Annotated in this window: 22 protein-coding genes; 15 read left to right on the top strand and 7 right to left on the bottom strand. The window is 67.1% G+C overall.

Annotation, left to right across the window (positions count from 1 at the left end):
- Positions 1-521, bottom strand: a 521-nt coding sequence (locus tag NV2_RS23615) for an alpha/beta hydrolase (RefSeq protein ID WP_218019018.1), incomplete at its 3' end; no start/stop codon positions are given.
- A 10-nt stretch (positions 522-531) separates the two neighbouring features.
- Complete coding sequence (locus NV2_RS23620; RefSeq protein WP_084475342.1) at positions 532-1,737, bottom strand: PucR family transcriptional regulator; 1,206 nt, start codon at positions 1,735-1,737, stop codon at positions 532-534.
- Positions 1,738-2,176: 439 nt separating this feature from the next.
- Between NV2_RS23620 and NV2_RS23625 the strand changes: the two genes are divergently transcribed.
- The 4 genes from NV2_RS23625 (at position 2,177) to NV2_RS23640 (ending at position 5,993) form a co-directional block, all read left to right on the top strand.
- Positions 2,177-3,064: a CPBP family intramembrane glutamic endopeptidase gene (locus NV2_RS23625; RefSeq protein WP_067878563.1), complete on the top strand. Its 888-nt coding sequence runs from the start codon at positions 2,177-2,179 to the stop codon at positions 3,062-3,064.
- On the top strand, positions 3,061-4,257 hold the full coding sequence (locus tag NV2_RS23630; protein ID WP_067878565.1) for a sensor histidine kinase: 1,197 nt from the start codon (positions 3,061-3,063) through the stop codon (positions 4,255-4,257). The genes NV2_RS23625 and NV2_RS23630 overlap by 4 nt, the downstream gene beginning before the upstream one ends.
- A 5-nt stretch (positions 4,258-4,262) precedes the next feature.
- Complete coding sequence (locus tag NV2_RS23635; RefSeq protein ID WP_067878568.1) at positions 4,263-4,934, top strand: response regulator; 672 nt, start codon at positions 4,263-4,265, stop codon at positions 4,932-4,934.
- 102 nt (positions 4,935-5,036) lie between these two features.
- Positions 5,037-5,993, top strand: a complete 957-nt coding sequence (locus NV2_RS23640) for an esterase/lipase family protein (protein ID WP_084475336.1) — start codon at positions 5,037-5,039, stop codon at positions 5,991-5,993.
- Positions 5,994-6,068: 75 nt separating this feature from the next.
- Here the strand turns inward: NV2_RS23640 and NV2_RS23645 are convergent, their stop codons facing one another.
- The 3 genes from NV2_RS23645 to NV2_RS23655 form a co-directional block, all read right to left on the bottom strand.
- Positions 6,069-6,860 (bottom strand): DUF1707 SHOCT-like domain-containing protein, encoded by a 792-nt coding sequence (locus NV2_RS23645; protein ID WP_067878575.1) that lies wholly within the window; start codon positions 6,858-6,860, stop codon positions 6,069-6,071.
- Between the two features lie 10 nt (positions 6,861-6,870).
- A complete protein-coding gene (locus NV2_RS23650; RefSeq protein ID WP_157103045.1) occupies positions 6,871-7,959 on the bottom strand; it encodes a DUF1707 SHOCT-like domain-containing protein in 1,089 nt (362 codons plus the stop codon).
- A gap of 259 nt (positions 7,960-8,218) precedes the next feature.
- Positions 8,219-8,689, bottom strand: a complete 471-nt coding sequence (locus NV2_RS23655) for a MarR family winged helix-turn-helix transcriptional regulator (RefSeq protein WP_067878580.1) — start codon at positions 8,687-8,689, stop codon at positions 8,219-8,221.
- A gap of 70 nt (positions 8,690-8,759) precedes the next feature.
- Here NV2_RS23655 and NV2_RS23660 point away from each other — a divergent pair, with 70 nt between their 5' ends.
- From NV2_RS23660 to NV2_RS23670, 3 genes are all read left to right on the top strand, one after another.
- Positions 8,760-9,224 carry a MarR family winged helix-turn-helix transcriptional regulator gene (locus NV2_RS23660; protein ID WP_067878583.1) on the top strand — a complete coding sequence of 155 codons (465 nt, stop codon included), beginning with the start codon at positions 8,760-8,762 and terminating at the stop codon, positions 9,222-9,224.
- Positions 9,225-9,540: 316 nt separating this feature from the next.
- Positions 9,541-10,773 (top strand): cytochrome P450 family protein, encoded by a 1,233-nt coding sequence (locus NV2_RS23665; RefSeq protein ID WP_067878585.1) that lies wholly within the window; start codon positions 9,541-9,543, stop codon positions 10,771-10,773.
- Between the two features lie 129 nt (positions 10,774-10,902).
- A complete protein-coding gene (locus NV2_RS23670; protein ID WP_067878588.1) occupies positions 10,903-11,943 on the top strand; it encodes an NAD(P)H-dependent amine dehydrogenase family protein in 1,041 nt (346 codons plus the stop codon).
- A gap of 63 nt (positions 11,944-12,006) precedes the next feature.
- Here NV2_RS23670 and NV2_RS23675 read toward each other — a convergent pair whose 3' ends face one another.
- Entirely contained in the window at positions 12,007-12,480 is a 474-nt protein-coding gene (locus NV2_RS23675) for a hypothetical protein (protein WP_067878591.1), read from the bottom strand.
- Positions 12,481-12,918: 438 nt separating this feature from the next.
- Here NV2_RS23675 and NV2_RS23680 point away from each other — a divergent pair, with 438 nt between their 5' ends.
- The 4 genes from NV2_RS23680 (at position 12,919) to NV2_RS23695 (ending at position 16,558) form a co-directional block, all read left to right on the top strand.
- The gene (locus NV2_RS23680) at positions 12,919-13,320 is read left to right on the top strand and encodes a flavodoxin family protein (RefSeq protein ID WP_245662754.1); all 402 of its coding nucleotides are present in this window, start codon (positions 12,919-12,921) and stop codon (positions 13,318-13,320) included.
- Between the two features lie 129 nt (positions 13,321-13,449).
- On the top strand, positions 13,450-14,106 hold the full coding sequence (locus tag NV2_RS23685) for a response regulator transcription factor (RefSeq protein ID WP_067878597.1): 657 nt from the start codon (positions 13,450-13,452) through the stop codon (positions 14,104-14,106).
- A complete protein-coding gene (locus tag NV2_RS23690) occupies positions 14,070-15,479 on the top strand; it encodes a sensor histidine kinase (RefSeq protein WP_067878600.1) in 1,410 nt (469 codons plus the stop codon). Before NV2_RS23685 ends, NV2_RS23690 begins: the two co-directional genes overlap by 37 nt.
- A complete protein-coding gene (locus NV2_RS23695; RefSeq protein ID WP_245662752.1) occupies positions 15,476-16,558 on the top strand; it encodes a DUF8320 family protein in 1,083 nt (360 codons plus the stop codon). Before NV2_RS23690 ends, NV2_RS23695 begins: the two co-directional genes overlap by 4 nt.
- Positions 16,559-16,658: 100 nt before the next feature.
- Here NV2_RS23695 and NV2_RS23700 read toward each other — a convergent pair whose 3' ends face one another.
- Positions 16,659-17,099: a hypothetical protein gene (locus NV2_RS23700; protein WP_067878602.1), complete on the bottom strand. Its 441-nt coding sequence runs from the start codon at positions 17,097-17,099 to the stop codon at positions 16,659-16,661.
- A 148-nt stretch (positions 17,100-17,247) separates the two neighbouring features.
- On the opposite strand from NV2_RS23700, the gene dapA reads away from it, so the two are divergent.
- From dapA to NV2_RS23720, 4 genes are all read left to right on the top strand, one after another.
- Positions 17,248-18,156 (top strand): 4-hydroxy-tetrahydrodipicolinate synthase, encoded by a 909-nt coding sequence (gene dapA, locus NV2_RS23705; protein ID WP_067878701.1) that lies wholly within the window; start codon positions 17,248-17,250, stop codon positions 18,154-18,156.
- Positions 18,153-20,195 (top strand): ribonuclease J, encoded by a 2,043-nt coding sequence (locus tag NV2_RS23710; RefSeq protein ID WP_067878605.1) that lies wholly within the window; start codon positions 18,153-18,155, stop codon positions 20,193-20,195. The genes dapA and NV2_RS23710 overlap by 4 nt, the downstream gene beginning before the upstream one ends.
- Positions 20,196-20,324: 129 nt before the next feature.
- The gene (locus NV2_RS23715) at positions 20,325-20,948 is read left to right on the top strand and encodes a TIGR03085 family metal-binding protein (RefSeq protein WP_067878607.1); all 624 of its coding nucleotides are present in this window, start codon (positions 20,325-20,327) and stop codon (positions 20,946-20,948) included.
- Between the two features lie 232 nt (positions 20,949-21,180).
- Positions 21,181-23,766 (top strand): DNA translocase FtsK, encoded by a 2,586-nt coding sequence (locus NV2_RS23720; protein ID WP_067878610.1) that lies wholly within the window; start codon positions 21,181-21,183, stop codon positions 23,764-23,766.
- Positions 23,767-23,773: the final 7 nt, after the last annotated feature.

Genomic DNA, 23,773 nt, shown 5'->3' on the forward strand with positions numbered 1-23,773 from the left:
GCGCTGGAGCCGAAAACGATCAAGCGGTTCGGGTCGACGTCGAGGCGCTCCGCATTCTGTGCCAGCCATTCCAACCCCGTATAGCAATCGTCGATCGGGGCGGGATGAGGGTGTTCCGGCGCAAGCCGATACTCCACCGATACGACGACCACGTCCAGCGCGGCGACCCATTCGGCGAGCATCGCAGCGCTCATATACCGATCACCGGCGACCATGGCGCCGCCGTGGATGTGGTAGATCGCCGGTCGCGGCCCGGCGAACCGCGCAGGAGCCATCACCAGAACGGTGATGTCTGGCGAGCCGGCGGCGCCTGGAATCCGTTCCTCGCGGACCTGTACCGCTCCGTCGAGCATGAGATCGCTCATGGCCGGGCGCCCGGCAGCCACCATGGCGCGCATCTGATCGATGCTCATCGGTCCGGTCTCGGATCCGAACATGTCCGGAAGGTTGGTCAGTGCGACGGCCAACTCCGGGTCGTACGGTGGTCGGATCGACAGTGTCCGGTCGGTGCTCACACTCACGTGCACTCCTTCATCGGTGGGGCTCGGCACCATCCTCGACGAACGAGTCGTAGTGGCGCGACCGCCGACTGTCGGGATTGTCGGCGGTATCGGAGACGCGGGGTGGTTGTGCAGGCTCATCACGGTCGTACACGGTGGGGCAGTCGAGAAGACGAAGCGCGTGCAGCGTAATGGATGTGCGGAGCACACCCTCGGACGATCCGAGGTCCAGGCCCACTTTCTGCTCGGTTCTCGCGACGCGGGCGGCAACTGTGCTGTGATGCATGTGCAAGGCGACAGCGGCTCGGCGCAGCGACCCGGTTCGGCACAGGGCGGCCACCGCCGCGAGGTCCATACGACCGCTGTCGGTTGCGGCGTGCGTCGCGAGGGCCTGCACATCAGGGTTGGCGACCAGTCGGTCGGAAGGAATATCGGCAAGCAGTGCCAGGGCGCCGAGGTCGTCGTGGTCGACTATCGCGTGAGCCGTGTCGGCCACGGCGAATCGCAACGCCACCTGTGCCTGGAGCCACGACTGCCGTGCTCGGTGTGGCAATGCCGAACCGCCGACCCCGGCAACGATATTCGGATCCATTCGCGAACCGGGACCGGTGGCAGGTCGGCTCTGCGTCGGTGGGAGGACGACTGCCGCGATCGAACCTATCGCGGCCACCCGCGTTGTCGCAGGACGAGACGTGGCAACCAACTCGACAGCGGCTGTCGCCACGTCTCGCGCATCGGTGGTGGCTACGGCAACAACTCTGATCAATCGCGACGGGTCGAGTCCTAGAAGCTGCGCCGCCCGCGCACGATCTTCGGCGCAGTGCGAACCGGAGAGGAGAATCTCGATCAAGGCAGGGTCGGCCAGGTCCTGCGCCGCCGGCGGCGGAGTCGGCATCAGAATGCGCGCGGCCATGGCGAATCGCTCGAGAATGAGGTCGTCGAGGTCCCGTGGGGGACCTGATCGTTCCAGCCAGACAGACAGCCCTTCGCCCCAACGCAATGCCCGTGAAACGTCCGGGTGCACGCCGTCGAGCTGTTTCCCGTCCGGTCCGAATCGAACGACCGGATGGTGTGGGCGGCTGATGCCGGCCGCGCACTGTGCCAGTGCTGCGGTGGCCCGGGTCAGAGCCCCGAAAGGGACGCGTCTGTCGATCAGGGTGTCGTAGGAGGAGATGACTCGCACCGCAGCCTCCGCACCGGCATCGAGACCCGACAACTGCGTGAGCAGTTCATGCATGTGCCACCTCCAGCCGGGATCCCGAAACGCCGCCGTGACCACGCAGAGAATGAGCGTGAACGGCCGATTCTCGACGAGGGTGGCACAGATATCGAGACCGGCGCCACGGAGTCCCACGTACCGAGAGCGCCCGGACCTACCGGGAACCTACTCGAGCAAATTGCATGAACGCATTGCCCTTGCACCCAGCATGATTGGGAATGCGGCGCCGATGGGGTCGGGTATTCGGAGGTTCGCCCCCGTCGACTGTGCCGACAGGTCACGGTCGCATCGTGAATGAAACCTTCGATCGCCGTGCTTACCATCTCTACGGTTTGGAAGGGAATGTCGGAGTTGGTCAGGCGCTGCTGTGCTGCGATCTCCGGGGTAGCGTGCACGCGACCATCCAACGGGTGGGTGCACTACCGACTTTCGGTGCAGAAACCTCTGTAATTCAGGGATGACCACTACTTTGACCGGTCGGGAGTTGTTCCGGCGCAGCAGGGTGATGCGGCGGAAGGGCATCCTCTGGTTCCTGGTGCTGGCTTTCGCGGGCGCCTGGATTCCGTGGGGGATTGCCGGGGCGGCCGGGTATTCCCTCGACAACCCCATCGTCCAATTGCTCACCGGCGCTTTCACGCCCGCGCTCGCTGCGATCGTTGTGCGCCGGTGGGTCACTCGTGAGGGATTCGCCGATTCCGGCCTGCGACTGCACCTGCGCACGCAGTGGCGGTCGTATCTGATCGCTGCCCTATTGCCGCTCGGCATCCTCGCCGCTGCTCTCGCTCTTGCTGTGCTGCTCGGGATTTGGCACCCGGTGCGGGACGACTTCGGTTACGACACCGTGGTGCTCCTGGTGCTCGCCCCGCTGATCCCGGTGGTGGCGGCTCCGATCTTCTTCGGTGAGGAGTTCGGTTGGACCACGTATCTGCGTGACCGTCTGCTGCCGGGGCGCCCCGTGGCCACCACGTTCGCGACGGGCGTGATCTGGGGAATGTGGCACTGGCCGTTGCCGTGGGTGGGGTATCTGGGTTCCGGTGGTACGGCAGCAGATGCGTTCGTCGCGATGCTGTTGTGGCTGCCGTTGTCGATCGAGCTGGAGTTCCTGATCGGCTGGTTGTGGGGGCGCAGCCGGTCGGTGTGGCCGCCCGCAATTCTGCACGGTGGGAGCAATCTGGTGGTGGCAGTGGGGCTGGAAGCGTTCGCCGATTCCGCTGAACCCTCCGGCGCCACGACTACCCTGCTGATGTGTGCAGCGTATTTGCCCGTGGTCGTGTGGATCGTCGTGGCAGCGAGACTCGGGCGCAACGACCGGAGAACGGTGACGGCGACCGGGACGTCGCGATGAACGCGATGGGATCGGCGTTGCGGACCGGCCCGCGTTTCCTCTTCTCGTGGTGGCCGTGGCGTGCACTGTTCTCCCTGCTCTGGGCGGGTGTCCTCGGCGTGCTGACGGTAATCGGTGCGGTTCCGGTGCTCCTGCTCGGACTGACCCGCGATCTCCGGGCCGCGTTGTGGGAGCCGATGCTCCGGCTGCAGTGTGTCCGGCTGCGGCTCATCGATCCTGCTGTGGCCTCGTGCGCCGAGGACCGGATTCGGGAGTCGAGCCTCGCACGCCGGTTGCCTACCGCCCGGCACGTCCTCTTCCTCGCCGTCACCACCGTATTCGGCGGTGTCGTCTGCGGCCTGGCGGTCCTCGGGCTCGTCATTACCGCGATGCTGCTCGCCGCGCCGTTCGTCGTGCGCGACGATCACTTCGATCTCGGGCCGTGGGTGGTCGAGGAATCGACCCAAGCCTGGGTGACCGCGGGTGCGGGGGTCCTGTCCGCCGTGCTGTTACTCGTTCTCGCCGGCGCCTGGGCTGCCCTCGAGGCACTGGTGGCGCGCACACTGCTGACCCCGCGGTCCGAGCGTTGGCGCCATGAAGCCGCCCGGATCGAGAATTCCCGCTCCGCGCTGTTGGAGGCGGAGGGATTCGAGCGGGAGGTCCTCGAATCCGAACTGCACGACCGGGTACAGCACCGGCTGGTCGCACTGTCGATGACCTTGGGATTGACCGAATCCCAGGATGAGAACGGGCCCGCGGGCCGGGTCGCCGCCGAAGCCCACCGACAGGTCGACGAAACCTTGAGCGAACTGCGGGCCGTGCTTCGCGGGTTCTCACCTCGGGTGCTGTCCGAACGCGGGCTCGGCCCGGCGCTGACCGATCTCGCGGCGGACCTGCCACTGGATATAGACGTCGAACTCGATTCCGGTGGCCGCCTGTCACCGGCAGTCGAGCACATGTCCTATGTCCTTGTCGCCGAATCTCTCACCAACGTCGCTCGACACACCGAGGCGGACCGCGTCGAGGTGCACGGCATCCGCACCGGCATGCGATGGATAATGACCATTACCGACAACGGTCCCGGCGGTGCGCACATCGTGGACGGCCACGGCCTGGACCGGCTGCAACGCCGTCTGGCGGCCCTGGATGGAGTGCTCACGGTGAGCAGCCCGCCCGGTGGCCCGACGACCATCCGAATGGAGTGCGCAGTGTGACAGGTATGTCCGACCCGCTGCGGATCGTGCTGGCCGAGGACAGCCCGCTGCTACGAGCGGGGCTGGAAGCCGTGCTCACCTCGGCCGGCCACGAGGTGAGTGCGGCGGTCGGCGATGCACCGGGACTGCTGCACGCCTGCGCGGCCCACACACCCGATCTGGTGATCACCGATGTGCGGATGCCGCCGAACGGCACGGACGACGGGCTCCGCGCCGCCGCCGACTTACGTCGCCGAGACCCGCGGTTGCCGATAGTCGTGCTGTCACAGTATGTTTCGGTCGCCTACCTGGACGACCTCCTGGGCGAGGACTCCGCCGCCGGTGTCGGATACCTATTGAAGGAACGGGTGGGGCACGTGCGGCAGTTTCTCGATACGCTCGTGCGAATCGCATCCGGTGAGACGATCGTCGACCCCGAGGTCGTCCGGGCGTTGGTCAAATCCGGCCGCCACCGCACACCCTTGGCCGAGCTCACCCCACGCGAGCGGGAAGTGCTGGCACTGGTGGCGGAGGGCCGCACGAATTCCGGAATCGCGGAAATCCTGACCGTGTCGGAAGCTGCCGTGCGCAAACACATCGGTGCCATCTTCGCGAAACTCCCTGTCCACGAAGGCGACCGCCGCGTGCAAGCGACCCTTGTCTATCTGAGGTCACTCGGACAAACTCCGGCCCACTGAAGGACGTTCGTCCCGGCTCGGGTAGCGGGGCAGTGCGATCGAGAGTCTGCATCTTCGCGATACGTCGTCGGCGGGCGCGAAATCGGTGTCACAATCCCCTACATGATGAACCGGACACACCTCTCCGCTTATTGTTGGGGCATTGCTGTCGTGCTGAGTCTGCTGCTGCAGGGCGGTCCCGCTGCCACCGTCTCCGCTGAACCTCCGCCCGCCGCACCGTATCCCGTGCCCCACAATTTCCTGATCGACGCAATCGGTGGCGCACTCCAAGGTGGCGCCGCGAGTCCGCCCGGCACGAACGACTGGTCCTGCCGGCCGAGCGCCGCGCATCCCGAACCGGTGATACTCGTCCACGGGTTGCTCGCCAACCGCAACGACAACTGGCAAACCTACGGGCCGCTGCTGGCCAACAACGGCTACTGCGTCTTCGCGCTCACCTACGGAAGCCCCGGTGGGGACCCGAACGGCCTCATCGGCGGCGTGGCTTCGATGGAAGTCGGCGCGAGGGCGCTCGATGCATTCGTCGACCGAGTACGCGAAGCGACCGGCGCGCCGAAAGTGGCCCTGGTCGGGCACTCCGAAGGCGCCACCATGCCGTACTGGTACATCAAACTCGGCGGCGGCGCGGACAAGGTTTCCCGAATGGTCGGACTCGCCCCCGGCGTGCACGGCAGCGCCCCTTCGCCGCTCACCGATGTCGGTGAAGCCATCGGTCCGGAGGCCGGCGCCGTGCTGCTCGAGTTCGAGTCCAGCTCGCAATTCATGCGAGCGCTCAACGACGGCGGCATCACCGTGCCCGGCGTCGCCTACACCCAGATCGTCACCGAATACGACGAAATCCTTCCCTACGAGGGCGGTCTGATTCACGAAGCCGGAGCCACCAATCACATCCTTCAGGACCTGTGCCCTCAGGACTACTCCGACCACCTGTCCATCAACTCCGACCCCGTTGCCGCCCGTTTGGTGCTGAACGCCCTCGATCCAGCACATTCGGTACCGGTCGAGTGCACCGTCACCCTGCCCGCGATCGGAGTCCCGCCGAGCGGCTCGGGCGGGTAGCGGGGTGTTCGATCACGGCGGACGGCTCTCACCCATGTCGGTCGAGTCATTGCTCCAGCGACTCGGCCGCAGTGCTCACTTCTGTGCTTTGGACACGTACAGCGGTTCGCCGTCCAGGCCGACGGTGAGATATCCGGTGCGCGCGCCCTCCATGTAGATGGAGACCGAGGCATCCTTGTTGTAGCCCAGCGTGGTGTGTTCGATATCGAGGAAGCTGATGTGCGCCTGTGGGGCGCCGACGGTCTGAGGTGCACCGGCCAGCAGGGCGCTCAGTTCGGCGATGTCGATCGTACCGAGGTCGATCAGCTCGAGGTCCGGTTCGCGGTTCGTGGTCGATCGATCCTCGAATTCCCCTCGGTAGGAATATCTTTCGGACTTCGACGGATCGCCCGCGGCGGGCCGGACGATGGAGGCGTGTTCCGCATGGAGTGTCACCTCGTCGGCGAGGAGATCACCGAAATGGTCCCGGTAGGCGGCGAGGAACGCTTCGATGCCCTCGGTCGTCGTCATATTCGGCGGGGTCGAATCCGTGATCGGCCCACCCTCGCTGCTCGCCCACCCGCACAGCATGCCGATCAGTGCCGCGGCCACGATCGCCGCGCCGCCCACCAGCCATCGCCGCGACGGACGGCGCCGAGCCGGGGTGACCACGGGGGTGTCCACGAGGTTGGCGGGTATCTGCAGATCGTCGACGACGGTGTCCAGGTCGGCGAAGGTGCGTGCCTGCATCGCTGTGCGGGTTCGTTCGGAGTGCTGCGGCCCGGTCAACTGGCCGTCGTCGCGGGCGGCGTCGAGCAGTGCGCAGGCATCTACACGGTCCCGATCACGAACCCGCAGTGTGCTGTTCGCAGTTCGCGAAGTCTCCATCAACTGCCGCCTAATCACCGAAGGGGTGCGTGTCGATCAATTCACCGGAGGGGGTGGCCTCGAGGTACCCGCTCTCCTGGAACTCGTTGCCGACGTAGATGTTGATCGTCGGCACCTCGGTGATGCCGTCGATGCCCATACCGATATGACTGATCGTGCCGCCCTCCACGTTCGACAGCGCGACCGAGCGGTCGATCAGATTCCCCAGCGCCGATGCGTCGACGGTGGCCAGATCGAAGATCGGCTTGTCCGCGTCGCGGGTGGTCATCGCGCTGGAGGCCAGGAATCCGCCGCGAAAGTCGTAGTCCACCACCCGATTCGGCTGTGCTCGCGTGGTGCGATCGAACGAGGCGTATTCGGGAAACAGGGTCAGCTCGTCGAGCACGGTGTCGCCGAACTTCTGTTGGTAGAGGCGACGGAAATGGTCGAATCCCGCGCGGGTGGTGAGATCGGGGGTGTCGATCACCTTCGCTGTCACGGCTCGGTCCACGGGGGCCGCTGCCGGGGCGGGCGGTGGTGCGGAGGTGTGCGTCAGCAGGTATCCGCCCACGGCGGCGAGCGCCGCGATCACCGCCACCGCCGCGGCGAGCCCCGCAGTGCGAGGCCGCATCCGGCTGCGTGGATCGACCGGGGCAGCAACCGGCTTCTGCAAGTCTTCGGTCAAGCCGGCCAGATCGCCCAACGTCTGCGCCTCATCGGTCAGTTCGACGAGAGTTCGGTGTTCGTCCGCGGTGAGCTGTCCTTCGGCCCGAGCGGTGTCCAGGGCGCGGCGCGTGCGGGTCCGGTCCTCGGTACGGGCCCGGATGCGGTCGGGATACCGGCCGGCCCGCCGCGCCGCCGGATCCGATCGCGGCGGTTCGCACCAGCGCTCGACCCCTTCCGGCGTTTGCAGGTCCGAGACCAGGCCCCGCAGTTGCGCGATGGTGGCCGCCGCCGCGGCACGGTCCGAGCGATCGTGATATTCCGCCGCGGCGAGCTGGCCCTCCTCATAGGCGGCATCCAGCAGGGCGCGGGCGCGGACCCGGTCCAGGTCGCGAGCTCGCATGCCCTCGGTAGCCCGCTTCGGCGGATCCGGCATTCGGGACGAACGTGAGCTCACCCTTGGATGGTAGAGCCTCGGTGACCAGTACGTGCACCTGCCCGCCTGCTGCTCGCGATCCGGTCGGCCGCCGGTCATCGGACGGTAACCGGCGGGCTGCGCGAAGGCCGCTTACGCATCGTCGGCGAGTTCGTCGTGCAGTGCTTTCGGAGTTCGACTTCGGCCCAGGGGAGGTGTCGTGTGCAGGACGACCAGGATTTGCCGCGCAGTCGCCCTGTCTCGTGTGCGGGTGGCCGAGTGGGCTTCTCTCGTTCGTCGATCACTCGGTTTCGGTGACGACACGGTCGAAGTCGTCGACGAATTTTGTGATCAGGCGGGCGAATTCGCGCCTTTCGGTGGCTGTCCAGTCGTCGGTTGTGCGGGCGAAGACCGCCTGACGCGCCTGACGGGCGTGGGTCAGTGCGGTGCGTGCGTTCGGGGTCAGGCGAAGGATCACGCGGCGGGCGTCGTGCTGGTCGGCTTCGCGCCGCAGCAGCCCGTCGGCGACGGCTCGGGCGGTCAGGCGGCTGGCGCGGGGCTGGTCGATACCGAGCGCTCGGGCGATATCGCTGACCGTCGCTGCGTCGGTCGCGCCCTCCACCGCATCCAGCACGCCGAATGTCGTGGGGTCGATCGACGTACGGACGCCCTTGGCGCCCAATCGGTTCAGCGTGCGGCGAGTCTGGCTGCGCCGGATCGCCACCATGGCCCGTTCGATCGCTGCCACCGAGCTCGCGTCCTCCTCATTCATACTTGTCATTCTACAAACACTTGTTAAAGTACAAATAGATGTGAAGTGACAAGTACATGGAGGTTCACTCATGATCACGTCGCAGCCGTCGATGCACTCGACGGGTGGCAATGCCGTCCCGAAGCCACTGGGTTACTGGGTCAAGCGCATTCACAACGGCCTGGAAGGCAACCTCGACGCTCAGTTGGGGGGATTCGGTCTGAACCGGCGAACGTGGCAGGTGCTCAACACGGTTGCGTCGGGCCCGATCGAGCTGTCGGCGATCGAACGTGCACTCGAGCCGTTCCGCGACCACGGAGAGCCGGTCGCTGCGCCTTGCGTAGCGGCACTGTGCGAGCGGGGTGCGCTCGGGTCGGACCGCTCCGCGAGGTATGTGCTCACCGCGGCAGGTCTGACACTGCATCGATCCGCCGCGGACCGAGTCCATGCCGCACGTCGGGCCGTCATGCGTGGAATTGCACCGCAGGAATACGAGCAGCTGATCGATCTACTGCGGCGAGTAGCGGAAAACATCGACCCCGGTGCGCACGGGTGATCCGAGGTCTGGAAAGTCGGGACTGTCGTGGCGCCTGTGTGGGTCCTGGGTTCCCGTATGTTCCGGTGGCGCACTGATGGATACACGGTATCTGTCAACGAAACGGATCGCGAGCACGGCCGCGGGACCCGGTCGGCGACACGTGCTGGGGCGGGGCTAGCTGGAGGTCTGCCGAAGCCCGCCTTCTCGGCGCCGACATGAGGTTACGCTGGTAGCCATCGACCACCTGCGAAATCCGCCGCGCTCGACAGTTCACCTTCTGGAGTCACTCCCCTTGACCACGTCACGTTCTGATCTGCTCACAGGTCAGGCCCCTATGTCCGGACGTCCGGCGCCCAACATCGGTTCGCCGTTCGACAGTGACGGCCCTCGAATCCTGCTGGACACGCCGGAATTCGTTGCCGATCCGCACCGTGCCTATCAGGAGATGCGCGGCCGTTACGGCTCTCTGGTACCCATCGAGTTGTCGCCGGGGGTGCCCGCGACGCTGGTGGTCGGTTATCACACCGCGCTGCGGATCCTCAACGATCCCGAGCATTTCCCGGCCGACCCGCGGGCCTGGCAGGAAACCGTTCCCGAGGACTGTCCGGTACGCCCGATCATGCAGTGGTATCCGAATGTCTTACGCAGTGCCGGTGCCGTGCACGAACGGTACCGGCAGGCGTTCACGACCGCCTTCGAGGCCGTCGATCTGCACAAATTACATGCCACGGTCGAGAAGATCGCCGTCCCGCGGATCAACGAGTTCTGCGAGACCGGATCGGCGGATCTGGTGTCGCAGTATGCATTCCCGGTCGCATTCGAGGTGCTGAACCGAATGGTGGGCTGTTCGGCGGAGCTGGGACAGCGGGTGGCGACCGGGATGGCGGCGCTGTTCGACACGGTCAACGCAGCGTGGGGGATGGAACATCTGAGTCAGGCGTTGATGGAGCAGGTGCAGTTGCGCCGCACCACTCCCGCCGACGATGTCACCTCGCGGCTGGCATACCATCCGGCCCAGCTCTCCGACGAGGAGATGCTCTACAACTTGATCGTCTTCTACGGCGGCGGGATCGAACCGCAGCAGAACCTGATCGCCAACACGCTGCGGCTGATGATCACCGATGAGCGTTTCGGTGGCGATTTCCTCGGTGGCAGCCTGTCCACTCGCGACGCACTCGACGAGGTGCTGTTCACCGACCCGCCGCTCGCCAACTTCTCCATCACCTATCCGCGCCAGCCGATTCTGATCGAGAACGCCTGGTTGCCCGCCCATCAACCGGTGGTGATCAGTCTGGCCGCGTGCAACAACGATCCGGTGATCGCCGGTGGTGATCGCACCGGGAACCGGTCGCATCTGGCTTGGGGTGCGGGCCCGCATGCCTGCCCGGCGCGGTCGGTGGCCTACCTGGTGGCCCAGGATGCGGTCGACCAGCTTTTCGATGCCCTCCCGGAGATCCGGCTGTCGGTGGATCCGGGTGAGATCACGTGGCGTCCTGGACCTTTCCATCGCGCGATGACGGCGATGCCGGTCACCTTTCCGGCCTCACCCCGGCTCGACCTGGGCTGAGCTCTGCAACGACATCGCGGCGGATCACCTCTCGTTGCAAACTCTACTTACCATTTGTGGTGCATACGTATGTCGAACCTGAGAATATCATTTCCGAACCAGTGTATCGGCGGTGAGGGAAGAGATTCGATGGGCAAGCTACGCGTCATCCAGTGGACCACCGGGAAGGTCGGCACACTCAGCCTGCGGGGGATCTTGGACGATCCGCGACTCGAACTCGCGGGTGTCTACGCCTACTCGGCGGACAAGGCCGGTGCGGATGCCGGGACACTGTGCGGGCGACCCGAAACCGGAGTGCTCGCCACCGGCGATATCGATGAACTCGTCGCGTTGGGCGCCGACACCGTGCTCTACACCCCGTTCATGGCCGACCTCGATCACGCGGTGCGGCTGCTGGAATCCGGTCTCGACGTCGTCAGCACCAACCTGTTCCTCAATGTCGGTGGCATTGCGGGCGAAACCGAGCAGCGCCTGCGGCAGGCGTGTGAGCGGGGTGACAGTTCGCTGTACATCACCGGAATCAACCCCGGCTGGATCAACACCATGACCGCAGCGATGACCGCCGTCTGCCGCGACGTGCAGTTGGTGTCGATCTCCGAGTCGGCCGATGTGTCGGTCTACGAATCCGCGGAAACCTGGAAGGCGCTGGGAATGTCGTTCCCCGAGGCGACTCCAGAGGTGATCGACATCGCGAAACTGTGGTTGAGCACCTTCCGCGATGCTGTCGGCCGCATGGCAGCCGCATTACGGTACGAACTCGACGACATGGAGTTCTTCATCGAACATGCGACCGCCTCGAAACGGGTGGATCTCGGCTGGTTCTGTATGGAGAAGGACACCATCGCCGCCATCCGGGCCGGCTGGAACGGCAAGGTCGCCGGCAAGACCGTGGTGCAGTCCAAGGTCGCCTGGTACCTCACCAAGGAACTGAACGCAGACTGGGATTTTCTCGACGACCACTACCAGGTCGTGATCGAGGGGGAGCCCGAGGTCCACACCCGTATTCGCTTCGTCCCGCCCGAGACCTGGGGCAACCACGAGTGGGACACGATGACCGCCATGCCGGCCGTCAGCGCGGTCCTCGATGTCGCCGCTGCGCCCGCGGGGATTCTCGGTCTGCAGGATGTGGGCCTGCCGACCGCGCCCGCGGGCATCTGGTCGAACGGCTGACGGAATCGCGCCGGACGCAGTGGAACTCGCCCGGTCGACAGCGCGCCGGGCGAGGCGGCGCGGCTACAGGCCGGTGCTTTCGCGCAGATAGCTGTAGCGGCGCTCCAGGTCGTCACGGTGGGCACTGTCGGTGTCCTGCGCTGCACTCGTACTAGACGACCAAGGGATCTCGCACGGACCTGCATGTTCGGGATCCGGGCACAGTAACGCGGTGAGTTCGGTGACTGCACTCCCGGCGGTACCTTCGGTCGCCAGGATCGCCGAGCGAAGCTCGAAAACCTCTCGGGTGCCGGGATTTTCGCCGGGATGTTCGATACTCCATTGTTCCGGCAGCTCGCTGTAGAGTTCCGCGACCGACATCCGGTCGGAGTCCCCGGCGCCGGGCTCCGCGTCTGTGGTGGCGTCGAAGCACTCAGCCGTCGAGCTCGGGTATCGGTCCGCGAGCGTCCGGCGGGCAGCAGTGAGTACCTCCTGCATCGCCTCCGGGGTGGCGAAAATCCCCAGCCGTATCTCGTACAAAGCGAGGTCGGAGCTCATCGGGATGCTTCTTCCAGTCGTTCCGGTCACCGCGTCGGGCGCCACGATAGCGGGGCCATCTCGGTCCCGGCATGTCATTTACGGGCGGTTCGTCCCTGTCCTCGTGTCCCTGGAAAAGGGGAACGCCGCAAGGCGGTGGTCCTTGCGGCGTTCACGCTGAGGTCGACGTCCAACATGCGCCTCTCGGCGTGTGGTCGCTCGTAGCGACAAATGGGGTGGGGCCCGGGGCTGTCCGGACGCCGACAGTCGGTTCAACCGTGACCGGGGGTGGAGCATTCCCGCGCCGTGTGTGATGCGGGCTACGCCTGCTGCCGGGTCTCGGCTGCGACAGCGTGGCGGGTCCGCAGTTGCGTGCCGTCGGACAGTGAACACACCTAGGCTCGACGTGTGCCGACGTTGCTGATCATCCACCACACGCCGTCCCCATTCCTGCAGGACATGCTGGAGGCGGTGATCTCCGGCGCCACCGACCCCGAGATCGAAGGGGTCGAGGTGGTGCGGCGCGCCGCGTTGGAGGTCACCGCCACCGATGTGCTGGCCGCCGACGGCTATCTCTTGGGCACCCCGGCCAACCTCGGCTACATGTCGGGTGCGCTCAAACACGCGTTCGACACCTTCTACTATCCGTGCCTCGACAGCACCGGAGGCCGCCCGTTCGGCTACTACATCCACGGCAACCAGGGCACGGAAGGGGCCGAGCGCAGTATCGACACGGTGACCACCGGAATGGGCTGGCAGCAGGCCGCTGCGCCGGTGATCGTGACCGGGCCGCCGGACAAGGACCAGCGGGAACGTTGCTGGGAGTTGGGAGCGACGGTGGCGGCGCAGCTGATGCAGTGAGTTCGCGGCCCCGATTTCTGGTGTCTCACACCTAACTCGTCGAGCCAGTCATACTCGACGTCAGAATTGTCCGTCCGCGCCGGTGCGCAGGCGGTGAGGTGTTCGGGTTTCGGGAAGGGTGAGTGCCATATGACGCCACCGCGGCGGATCGGCCTGGTCGAGGATCACGAGTCGGTCGCGCTCGGACTGGCCAGCATGCTGGCCGGCGAGAGTGATTTGGAGTTGGTGCTCACCGCCGGGACGGTGGCGGAATTGCTCGCGGCCGCACCGGAGCTGGATCTGGTGATTCTCGATCTGCGGCTGGCCGACGGGTCCACCCCGGAGGACAACGTGCGGGCACTGCGCGATCGAGGGCTCGAGGTGCTGGTGTTCACGGGCGCCGACAACCCGTTCATGGTGCGTTCGGCGGCCCGCGCCGGAGTGCTGGGTGTACTGCGCAAGTCCGAAGACGTACAGACCGTGGTTGCTGCGGTGCGTGCCGCGGCGAGCGGTGAACAGGTGGTCACCACCGATTGGGCGGCAGCCATCGACGGGGACCCGCAGCTGCCCGATGTGGGCCTGAGCCCGCGGCAGCAGGAAGTGCTGACGCTGTACGCGTCCGGTGAGAAGGCCTCGCGAGTGGCGCGGCTGACGGGGCTGTCCGAGCAGACCGTCAACGATTATCTGGGCCGGATCCGGCAGAAGTACGCCGATGCGGGGCGCCCCGCGCCGACGAAAACCGATCTGTACAAGCGGGCGGTGGAGGACGGGTGGCTGCCGGTACCCGAGCGCAACAACCGTCCGTGATCACGGTCGACGAGCCCGGAGTTCTGGCCCGTGCCGTCGCGGCCGCTCGCGTCCTGATCCCTGACCGCGTCGACACCCGGCCCGGTGCGCCCGCCGTGGAGCGCATCCTGCGGCGCCTCGGCGTGTCGGTCGGCGTCGGCGGGATCATCATGGGCCTGGCCGACGTTCCCGAGATCGCCGGGCAATCGCGCTTCACTCCGATCTGGTGGACACCGGTCGCGACCGTGCTGGCTTTCGGTTTGTTTCCGGTACTCGCGCTGGTGTCGGTCCACGCGCGGCCGCGCACGATCCGTATCGTATCCGGCTGTGCCGCAGTGAGTTTCCTGTCCGCAGTGGCTACCATGCTGATCTGGCTGGACACCCACAGCATCGGCGCCAACTCGGTGTGGCTGTATCGGATGTTGCCGCTGGGGGTGCTCGCCGCGGCCATGGCATGGCCGTTGCTCGCCTCGGCCGGCTACCTGTTGATCGGTTCGGCGGCGGTGGCGCTGACCAATATCTATCTGGCGGAGGAGTTCACGGCGGCGTCGGTGTCGAGCGCCTTCGCGCGGGCGCTGGGATTGTCGGCGCTGTTCCTGTGGTGTGTGGTCGCCGCGCTGTGGGCGGCGGCCCGGGTGGATCGCGAATCGGTGGCCGCCGGAGCCCAGGCCGCCGAGGCCGCCGCCGCGATCGCCCGGGACAACGAGAGTGCCCGCTTCGCGGCGCTGATCCACGATGCCGTGCTGTCGACCCTGCTGGACGCTTCACGAGGGAGCGAGCCGTCGAACGTGCTGCGCCGCCAGGCCGAACGCACTCTCGAACAACTCGATGAGATCCGGGTGGAATCGCCGGAGCCCGACGTACTCGACGCCGGTGCCGCGGTCGGGTTCCTGCGCACCGCGGTACACGAGGTGAACCCGGGAATCCGCTTCGCCACCCGCACCTGGCCCGGCTACGACGACCTGCGCATGCCGGTATCGGCGGCGCGGACCGTGGCCGCCGCGCTGGCCGAAGCGGTCCGCAACAGCCTGCGCCATGCGACGGTGCCGGGCCGGCGGATATCGCGCACGGTGACCTGCACGATCAGTGCGGGAAGTATCCGGGTGACCTTCCAGGACGACGGTGCGGGGTTCGATGTGGCGGCGGTGTCCGCGGACCGTCTCGGGATCTCGGTGAGCATTCTGGGGCGAATGCGGCAGCTGGCGGGTGGCGCCGGATTCGTCGAATCATTACCGGGGGAGGGGACGACGGTGACGCTGGTCTGGGGCGGCGACGGCGACAACTGCGGCGGACCGGACGGTGGGCACGGCGCCGAGCCGCATCAGCATTACTGCAGCGCGCCGCACGGTGACCGCATCGGTGGTTCGCGTGGTGGGTCCGGTGGCGGCGCGTGAGTGTGAGTAGCGAGACGGGCGGACTCGTGGACGCCGTGCGCAGAGTGATGGGTATCGGGGCGCAGCGCGAAGCCGACTTCGGTCTGCGGGAATTGCTGGGACTGCGCGGCGGGACCGTCTGGCTGTTCCTGGTGCTGCTGGAGCTGACCATCGTCCTGTACATGGTGCGCAACCTCGATATCGCCGAGCCGCTGCCGGCGGTGAGCGCGCTGATCGTGATGGTGCTGGCCGGGGCACTGGTGCTGGTGGTGCCCGGGGACCCACTGCCCTGCCCGGTGACGATATTCGTGGCCCTGGCCGGTCCCGTGGCCACCGCACTGACCACCGCGAATCTGAGTCTCCCGCGGGCCCACCACATGGTGTGGACCACGTTCGCCATCTCCTATCTGCTGGCCGTACTGGTGTTGCGCGGCCGGATGGGCTCGGCATGGGCGGGGGTGGCCGGTGTCGCGGTGGTGATCTCGGTCGACGGAGCGCGGGCCTGGCTCACACCGGGCGCCATGGTGGCGGCATTCGTACCGATCGGGACGGTGATTGCGATCTCGGTGTTCGCGCTGATCATGCGGCCCACCCAGCGTTCGCTGCGGCTGTTGCGGGAGGAGTCGACCGCGCAGGCGGCAGCCGAGGCGACGATGGTTGCCGAGAACGCCGAACGCGTCCGTCAGCTGGCGCGCCTGGATCGGGTGGCCCGGCCGATCCTGGAAAGAATTGCCGAAGGCGCGGCGCTGAGCGTCGCGGAGCGCGAACAGTGCCGTCTGCTCGAGGCGGAACTACGCGACGGACTCCGCGCACCCCACCTGGTCACCGAGGAACTCAGCGGTGCGGCCCGGGGTGCACGGGCGCGCGGGGTCGAAGTCGTGCTGCTCGACGACGGCGGTTTCACCGACGCCCCGCAGTGGTTGCGCGAGCGCGTCGTCGAGGCCGCGACCCGAGAACTGGATGCGGCCAACGACGGATCGGTGACCGTGCGCATCCTGCCCCCCGGCAGGCGGGTACTGGCCACGGTGCTCGCGCAGGCGACCGACGGGGATCGGCGCACCGAGATCGATCCCGCCGGCGCGGTCACGGTGATGGACTGACCCGGCAGTGTTTCGGTGCCCGGCGCGACCACGGCCGGACGCAGGCCGGTACGTAGCAGGTCGGCAGTGCATCCATCTGGAATGCCCGCACCGGGCCGGGTCAGCTCTCGTAGGGGCCCGGTTTGCGCATCTGGTCGCGCAGCGCGCCCTGCACCGCGGTGGACAGCCAGGAGTTCAGTGATTGACCGCTCTGATTGGCTGCTTCCTCGGCACGCGCTTTCAGATTCTCGACCATGCGCAGCGTGACCCGGCTGATATCGCCGGTCATCTCCTCGAAGGTGGCGGCCGGATCCTCGGTGCGGCTGCGGCGGACCTCCACATCGGCATCGGTGCCCGACAGTGACACGTGCACCGTGCGATCACCGAGGGTTGCGTTGACCTCACCGGCCAGATCCGTCAGTGCCGCGAGCAGCGTCAACCGCACCGAATTCTCGGTGGCGGCGGCCAGTGCGGCGGCCGTGGCCTGTGTCTGCTCGTCCCCGAGGGCAGCGGCGGCGACCAGGTCCGCACGCAGCCGGTCGGTGTACTTGTTCAAATCCATGACATCAGTATGGCGTCACGTATGCCGTCATAACAAGGGGTTCATGATGTCTCCGGTGATGTCATGGTGGGAATGTGACCGGAATGGCAGGCCGATATGACGGACGACGGTGCGGAGCGGTGCCGACGACCGGGTAGCCTTTCTGACCATGACGAACGGTGAATCGACGCGAACGGAGCTGCGCGCGTCCGGCACGGTCGGCGTCGCGATGGTGACCCCCTTTACCGCCGAGGGCAAGCTCGATGTCGATGCCGGCGTTGCCCTCGCGTCGCGCCTGGTAGACCGTGGCGTCGATCTGCTCGCCATCTCCGGCACCACGGGAGAATCGCCGACCACCACCGAGTCGGAGAAGTACGATCTGCTGCGCGCCGTCGTCGACACCGTGGGGCACCGCGCCACCGTCATCGCGGGCGCCGGTACCTACGACACCACGCACAGCATCGAACTGGCGCGCAATGCCGAGCGTGCGGGTGCGCACGGTTTGCTGGTGGTGACTCCGTACTACTCGCGCCCCTCCCAGGAGGGTCTGCTGGCGCACTTCACCGCCGTCGCCGATGCCACCGACCTGCCGGTCACCCTCTACGACATTCCGCCGCGCTCGATCGTGCCCATCGCGCCCGATACGCTGCGCCGGCTCGCCGAGCATCCGAATATCGTTGCGGTGAAGGACGCCAAGGGCGACCTGGGCGCCGGCGCCGAACTCATCGCCGACACCGGACTGGCCTATTACTCCGGCGACGATGTGCTGAACCTGCCGTGGCTGTCGGTGGGTGCCGTCGGTTTCATCAGCGTCATCGGCCACCTGGTACCCGAACGGCTCGTGCAGTTGCGCGATGCCTATGCCGCGGGCGAGGTGACCCTGGCTCGTGACGTGAATGCCAGTCTGTTGCCGGTGAACCGGGCGATGGCGCGGGTCGGCGGGGTAGCGCTGATCAAATCCGCGCTCCGGCTCCTCGGCATGGAGGTGGGTGAACCGCGCCTGCCGCAGCTGATGCCGGTGGGTCCGAATCTCGATCCGATCGTTGCCGAATTGCGGCTGGCGGGAGTGCTTGCATGAGTGAACCGGTTAATCGTCGTCCACGTCGGTCTGCGAGCCGCGCCGCGGGAGCCCCGAAGCCGGCGCCTGCCACGGCGCCCGCCGAGGCTGTGCGGCCTGCGGCCGTGCCAACGGAGACGGCCGGTGCCCCGCGCCCGGCGACCACTGCCGCCGCGCAGACCGAGCCCGCTGCGACGCCGCCGGAGCCCGCTCGCGCGGCGCAGCCGGAGCAAGCTCAGGCCGCGGAACAGGCCGGTGGGCGCTCGGGTTCGGGACGGCGTGGCGACGCCGGCTCCGACCGCGGCCGGTCCAGGCGTTCGGGGCGCGGGCGTCAGTCCGGTCGCGGACGCTCGGAGCAGGCTGCGCCGCAACCGATGTCGCCGGCGCTACCGGCGAACCTGCCGCCCAAGCTGCCCAAGCAGGGCCTGCGGGTCTTCGCGCTGGGCGGGATCGGTGAAATCGGCCGCAACATGACCGTGTTCGAATACGGCGGCTCGCTGCTGATCATCGATTGCGGTGTGCTGTTCCCCGAGGACCAGCAACCGGGCGTCGACCTGATCCTGCCCGACTTCCGCCCGATCGAGGATCGCATCGACGATGTGGCCGCAGTGGTGCTGACCCACGGGCACGAGGACCACATCGGCGCGGTGCCGTTCCTGCTGCGGCTACGTCCCGACATTCCGGTGGTGGGCTCCAAGTTCACGCTCGCGCTCGTCGCCGCGAAATGCCGCGAACATCGGCTGCAACCCAAACTGGTCGAGGTCACCGAGGGGCAGTCGACCACGCACGGCCCGTTCGGCTGTGAATACTTTGCGGTCAACCATTCGATTCCGGATGCCATCGCCGTCGCGATCCGGACCCCGGCCGGGCTGGCGTTGCACACCGGCGACATCAAACTCGACCAGCTGCCACTCGACGGCCGGCTCACCGACCTGGCCGGGTTCTCCCGGCTGGGCGACGAGGGTGTCGACCTGTTCCTGGTCGACTCCACCAACGCCGAGGTACCCGGATTCGTCACCCCGGAACGCGAGATCGGCCCGGTGCTCGACAATGTCATCGGCAAGGCGACCGGCCGCGTGATCGTGGCCTCGTTCGCCAGCCACGTGCACCGCATCCAGCAGGTCGTCGACGTTGCCGAACGGCACGGCCGGCGCATCTGCTTCGTCGGCCGCTCGATGGTCCGCAACATGCAGATCGCCCAGGACCTGGGATATCTGAACCTGCCCGAGGGCATCATCGTCGATCTGGATCAGGCCGCGAACCTTCCGGTGCACAAACTGGTGCTCATCTCGACCGGGTCGCAGGGTGAGCCGTTGTCGGCGCTGTCGCGGATGGCCCGCGGTGACCACCGGCAGATCAACATTCGCCCCGACGATCTCGTGGTGCTGGCTTCCTCGCTCATCCCGGGCAACGAGAACGCGGTCTTCACCGTCGTCAACGGCCTGGCCCGGCTCGGCGCGACGGTGGTCACCCAGCAGAGCGCGAAGGTGCACGTCTCCGGACATGCCTCGGCCGGTGAGCTGCTGTACCTGTACAACGCGGTGCGGCCCACCAACGCCATGCCCGTGCACGGTGAATGGCGGCACCTGCGTGCCAACGCCGCCCTCGCCGTCGCGACCGGCGTACCCGAGGACCGGGTCGCGCTCGCCGAGGACGGCGTGGTGGTGGATCTGGTCGACGGCATCGCCACGATCGTCGGCCGCTATCCCGTCGGTCAGGTCTACGTCGACGGTCTGTCGGTCGGTGATGTGGGTGAATCGACGCTCTCCGACCGCCTCGTCCTGGGCGAGGGCGGCTTCATCGCGATCACCGTTGCGGTCGACGCGACCACCGGTAAAGCGGTCAGCCCGCCCGAAGTCAGCGGACGCGGATTCTCCGATGACCCGGGCGCGCTCATGGGAGCGCGTGAACTGGTGGAAGCCGAGCTGCTGCGACTGGCCGGTGAAGGCGTGACCGACACCCACCGCATCGCACAGGGGGTCCGCCGGGTCGTCGGCCGCTGGGTTGCCGACACCTATCGCCGCCGCCCGATGATCGTCCCGACCGTCATCGGAGTCTGAACCCAGCCGACGCTGCGCTACCGCCTCCGCGCCTGTCCCATTACGCTGTGCCGAATTGGAGCGTAATGGGGGCGCTGCGTGGTGACGCTGCGCTACCGCCTCCGCGCCTGTCCCATTACGCTCGGCGGCATGAGTATGGCTCAACGGGAACGCCGGGCTCTGGTTGCCACGATGACGGCGGTGGGGCCGGGCGCCCCGACGCTGTGCGGGACCTGGACCGTGCAGGATCTGGCCGCGCACCTGGTGGTACGGGAGCGGCGGCCCGACGCGGCGCCCGGGATCCTGGTGAAACCCCTGGCCGGTTATCTGGAATCGGTGCAGGCCAAAGTGGCGCAGCAGCCGTTCGCCGAGCTGCTGGAACAGATCCGCACCGGACCGCCGTGGTGGTCGCCGCTGAAACCGGTCGACGCCGTGGCCAATCTGACCGAGATGTTCGTCCATCACGAGGACGTGCTGCGGGCCGGGACCGAGTGGGAGCCGCGCCTGCTGACCGCGGGTGACGAGGCGAAACTGTGGTCGGCGACGCGGCGGATGGCCCGGATGGCCTATCGGAAGTCGCCGGTCACGGTGGTCCTCGCGACGCCGGACGGGGAACGCGTGACCGCCCACAATGTCGGTGGTGACGCCGTCGTCCTCACCGGGCAGCCCTCGGAGTTGCTGCTCCATGCCTTCGGCCGCAACGAGGTCCGCATCGACGCCTCGGGTGACGCCGCGGACATCGAGGCCGTATTCGCCACCGACCGTAGCGTCTGACCTGCGGTTCGAGGTGAGGTGCGGCCACCGGTCCGCGTCGTTCGCTGCGCGGACCACGGCCACGCCGGTCCGGCACGCGGTTCCGGGGCGTTTCAGGGTCTACTCGGTCGCGCTCTCGCAGTGCCCAGAGCACCGGATTCGGCCGTTGACGGCGCTGTGAGGTCGGCAATGATGCGGCCGGTGTGGGTGTTGCGGATGGTCCCGATGGGGCTGTTGCGGCTAGCCTGAGGTCATGGCAGGTAAGTCCCGCGGCACCACGGCATCCAGTTCGCGGGCGGGATCCACCAGGGGGCGGGCGCAGCCACGGTCTCGCTCCGGTGGCTCTCGCGCCCGTTCGGCGCCGCGTGCCCGCAAGGCCCCTGCGCGCAGGCCGGTGCGCCGGCCACCACCGGCCGCACCGATGACGGTGATCGGCCGCGGTATCGGCAACAGCTGGTCGATGCTGGCGCGCGGATTCGGTGCCACCACCCGAACCATCAGCCGCGCGGGGGAGATCGAGCACGGGCACCGCCGGGACGGTATCGCGCTGGCACTGGTCGCTTTCAGTGTGATCATCGCTGCGGCGGTCTGGCTGTCGGCGGGCGGCCCCGTCGGACACGCCGTCGACACCGCCGTGCGCGCGATCGCAGGGTCGGCCGCTGCGGTGCTGCCGTTCCTCGCCTCGGCGATCGCGGTGATACTGATGCGCACCGAACCACATCCCGAAATCCGTCCACGCCTGGTCCTCGGCGGCCTGCTGATGGGTCTGCCCGCCCTGGGGGTCTGGCATGTGCTGGCCGGTGCGCCCGCCGATGCGCACGGTCGTGCGCACGCGGCCGGGTTCGTCGGCTTCGTGCTGGGTGGGCCACTGACCAACGGACTCACCGGTTGGCTGGCGGTGCCATTGCTGTTGCTGGCCATGGTCTTCGGCTTGCTGCTGCTCACCGGAACGACGGTGCGCGAAGTGCCGCACCGGTTCCGGGAGCTGCTGGGTGTGCCCGACCCCGAATACGACGACTACGACGGGCAATACGGGCTCTACGACCCGGAGAACTACGACGACGACGGCTTCCCCGCGCACAAGCCTCGCTCGGGACGCCGTGGCCGGACTCCGTCGGAGAACTATCCGGCCGACGAGTTCGGTGCCGACGCGGCCACCGAGGTGCTCGGCGAACCGCCGCTGCGTGCGGCCAAGGACATCGGTGCCGACCAGCCCGAGGAGCCGGCGGCCGCACCGAAACCCAAGCCCCGCAAGGCGCCCAAGGTCGTCGATCAGACGCCGGAACCGCCACCGCAGCAGCAACTGGAGTTCGTCACCGACCGCGAGGTCGACGGCGACTATCAGTTGCCGCCGCTGTCGCTGCTCACCGATGGCGACGCCCCCAAGAAGCGCAGTGCCGCCAACGAATCGATGATCGAGGCCATCACCGAGGTGCTGGTGCAGTTCAAGATCGATGCCGCGGTCACCGGATTCGTGCGGGGCCCGACGGTCACCCGCTACGAGGTGGAACTCGGCCCCGGCGTGAAGGTCGAGAAGATCACCGCGCTGGCCCGCAATATCGCCTATGCGGTGGCGACCGAGAATGTGCGTTTGCTCGCCCCCATTCCGGGCAAGTCCGCGGTCGGTATCGAGGTGCCCAACTCCGATCGTGAGCTGGTGCGGCTCGCCGATGTGCTCAAGGCCCCCTCGACCCGAAACGACCACCATCCCTTGGTGATCGGTCTGGGCAAGAACATCGAGGGTGAATTCGTCTCCGCCAACCTGGCGAAGATGCCGCATCTCCTGGTGGCCGGTTCGACCGGTTCCGGTAAGTCGAGTTTCGTCAATTCGATGCTGGTCTCGCTGCTCGGGCGTGCCACACCCGATGAGGTGCGGATGATCCTCATCGACCCGAAGATGGTGGAACTGACGCCCTACGAGGGCATCCCGCATCTGATCACGCCCATCATCACCCAGCCCAAGAAGGCGGCCGCCGCCCTCGCCTGGCTGGTGGAGGAGATGGAACAGCGGTATCAGGACATGCAGGCCACGAAGGTCCGTCATATCGACGACTTCAACAAGAAGGTGAAATCGGGGCAGATCACCACGCCACTGGGCAGTGAGCGGGTGTACCGGCCCTACCCCTACATCCTGGCCATCGTCGACGAGCTGGCCGACCTGATGATGACGGCGCCGCGCGACGTGGAAGACGCCATCGTGCGCATCACCCAGAAGGCGCGTGCCGCCGGAATTCACCTGGTGCTGGCCACGCAGCGGCCGTCGGTGGATGTGGTCACCGGTCTGATCAAGACCAATGTGCCCTCCCGGTTGGCCTTCGCCACCTCGTCGCTGACAGATTCGCGCGTCATCCTCGATCAGCCGGGCGCCGAGAAGCTGATCGGCATGGGCGACGGGTTGTTCCTGCCGATGGGCGCCTCCAAGCCGACCCGCCTGCAAGGTGCGTTCATCTCCGACGAGGAGATCGAGGGTGTCGTCGACTTCTCCAAGAATCAGGCCGAACCCGACTATCAGGAGGGCGTCACCAGCGCCAAGGCCGGCGCGAAGAAGGACGTCGATCCGGATATCGGCGACGATCTCGATGTCTTCCTGCAGGCGGTCGAACTGGTGGTCAGCTCGCAGTTCGGATCGACATCGATGTTGCAGCGCAAGCTGCGGGTGGGTTTCGCCAAGGCGGGCCGGTTGATGGACCTGATGGAGACGCGTGGCGTGGTCGGTCCGAGCGAGGGCTCCAAGGCACGGGACGTGCTGATCAAACCCGACGAGCTGGACGGGTTGCTGTATTCGATTCGCGGCGGCGGCGACGCGGAGGAAGCGGCACCGGCCGAAGCCGAGGTGTGACCGGCCG

The organism is Nocardia vermiculata NBRC 100427, assembly GCF_001613265.1.
Taxonomy (GTDB): Bacteria; Actinomycetota; Actinomycetes; order Mycobacteriales; family Mycobacteriaceae; genus Nocardia; species Nocardia vermiculata.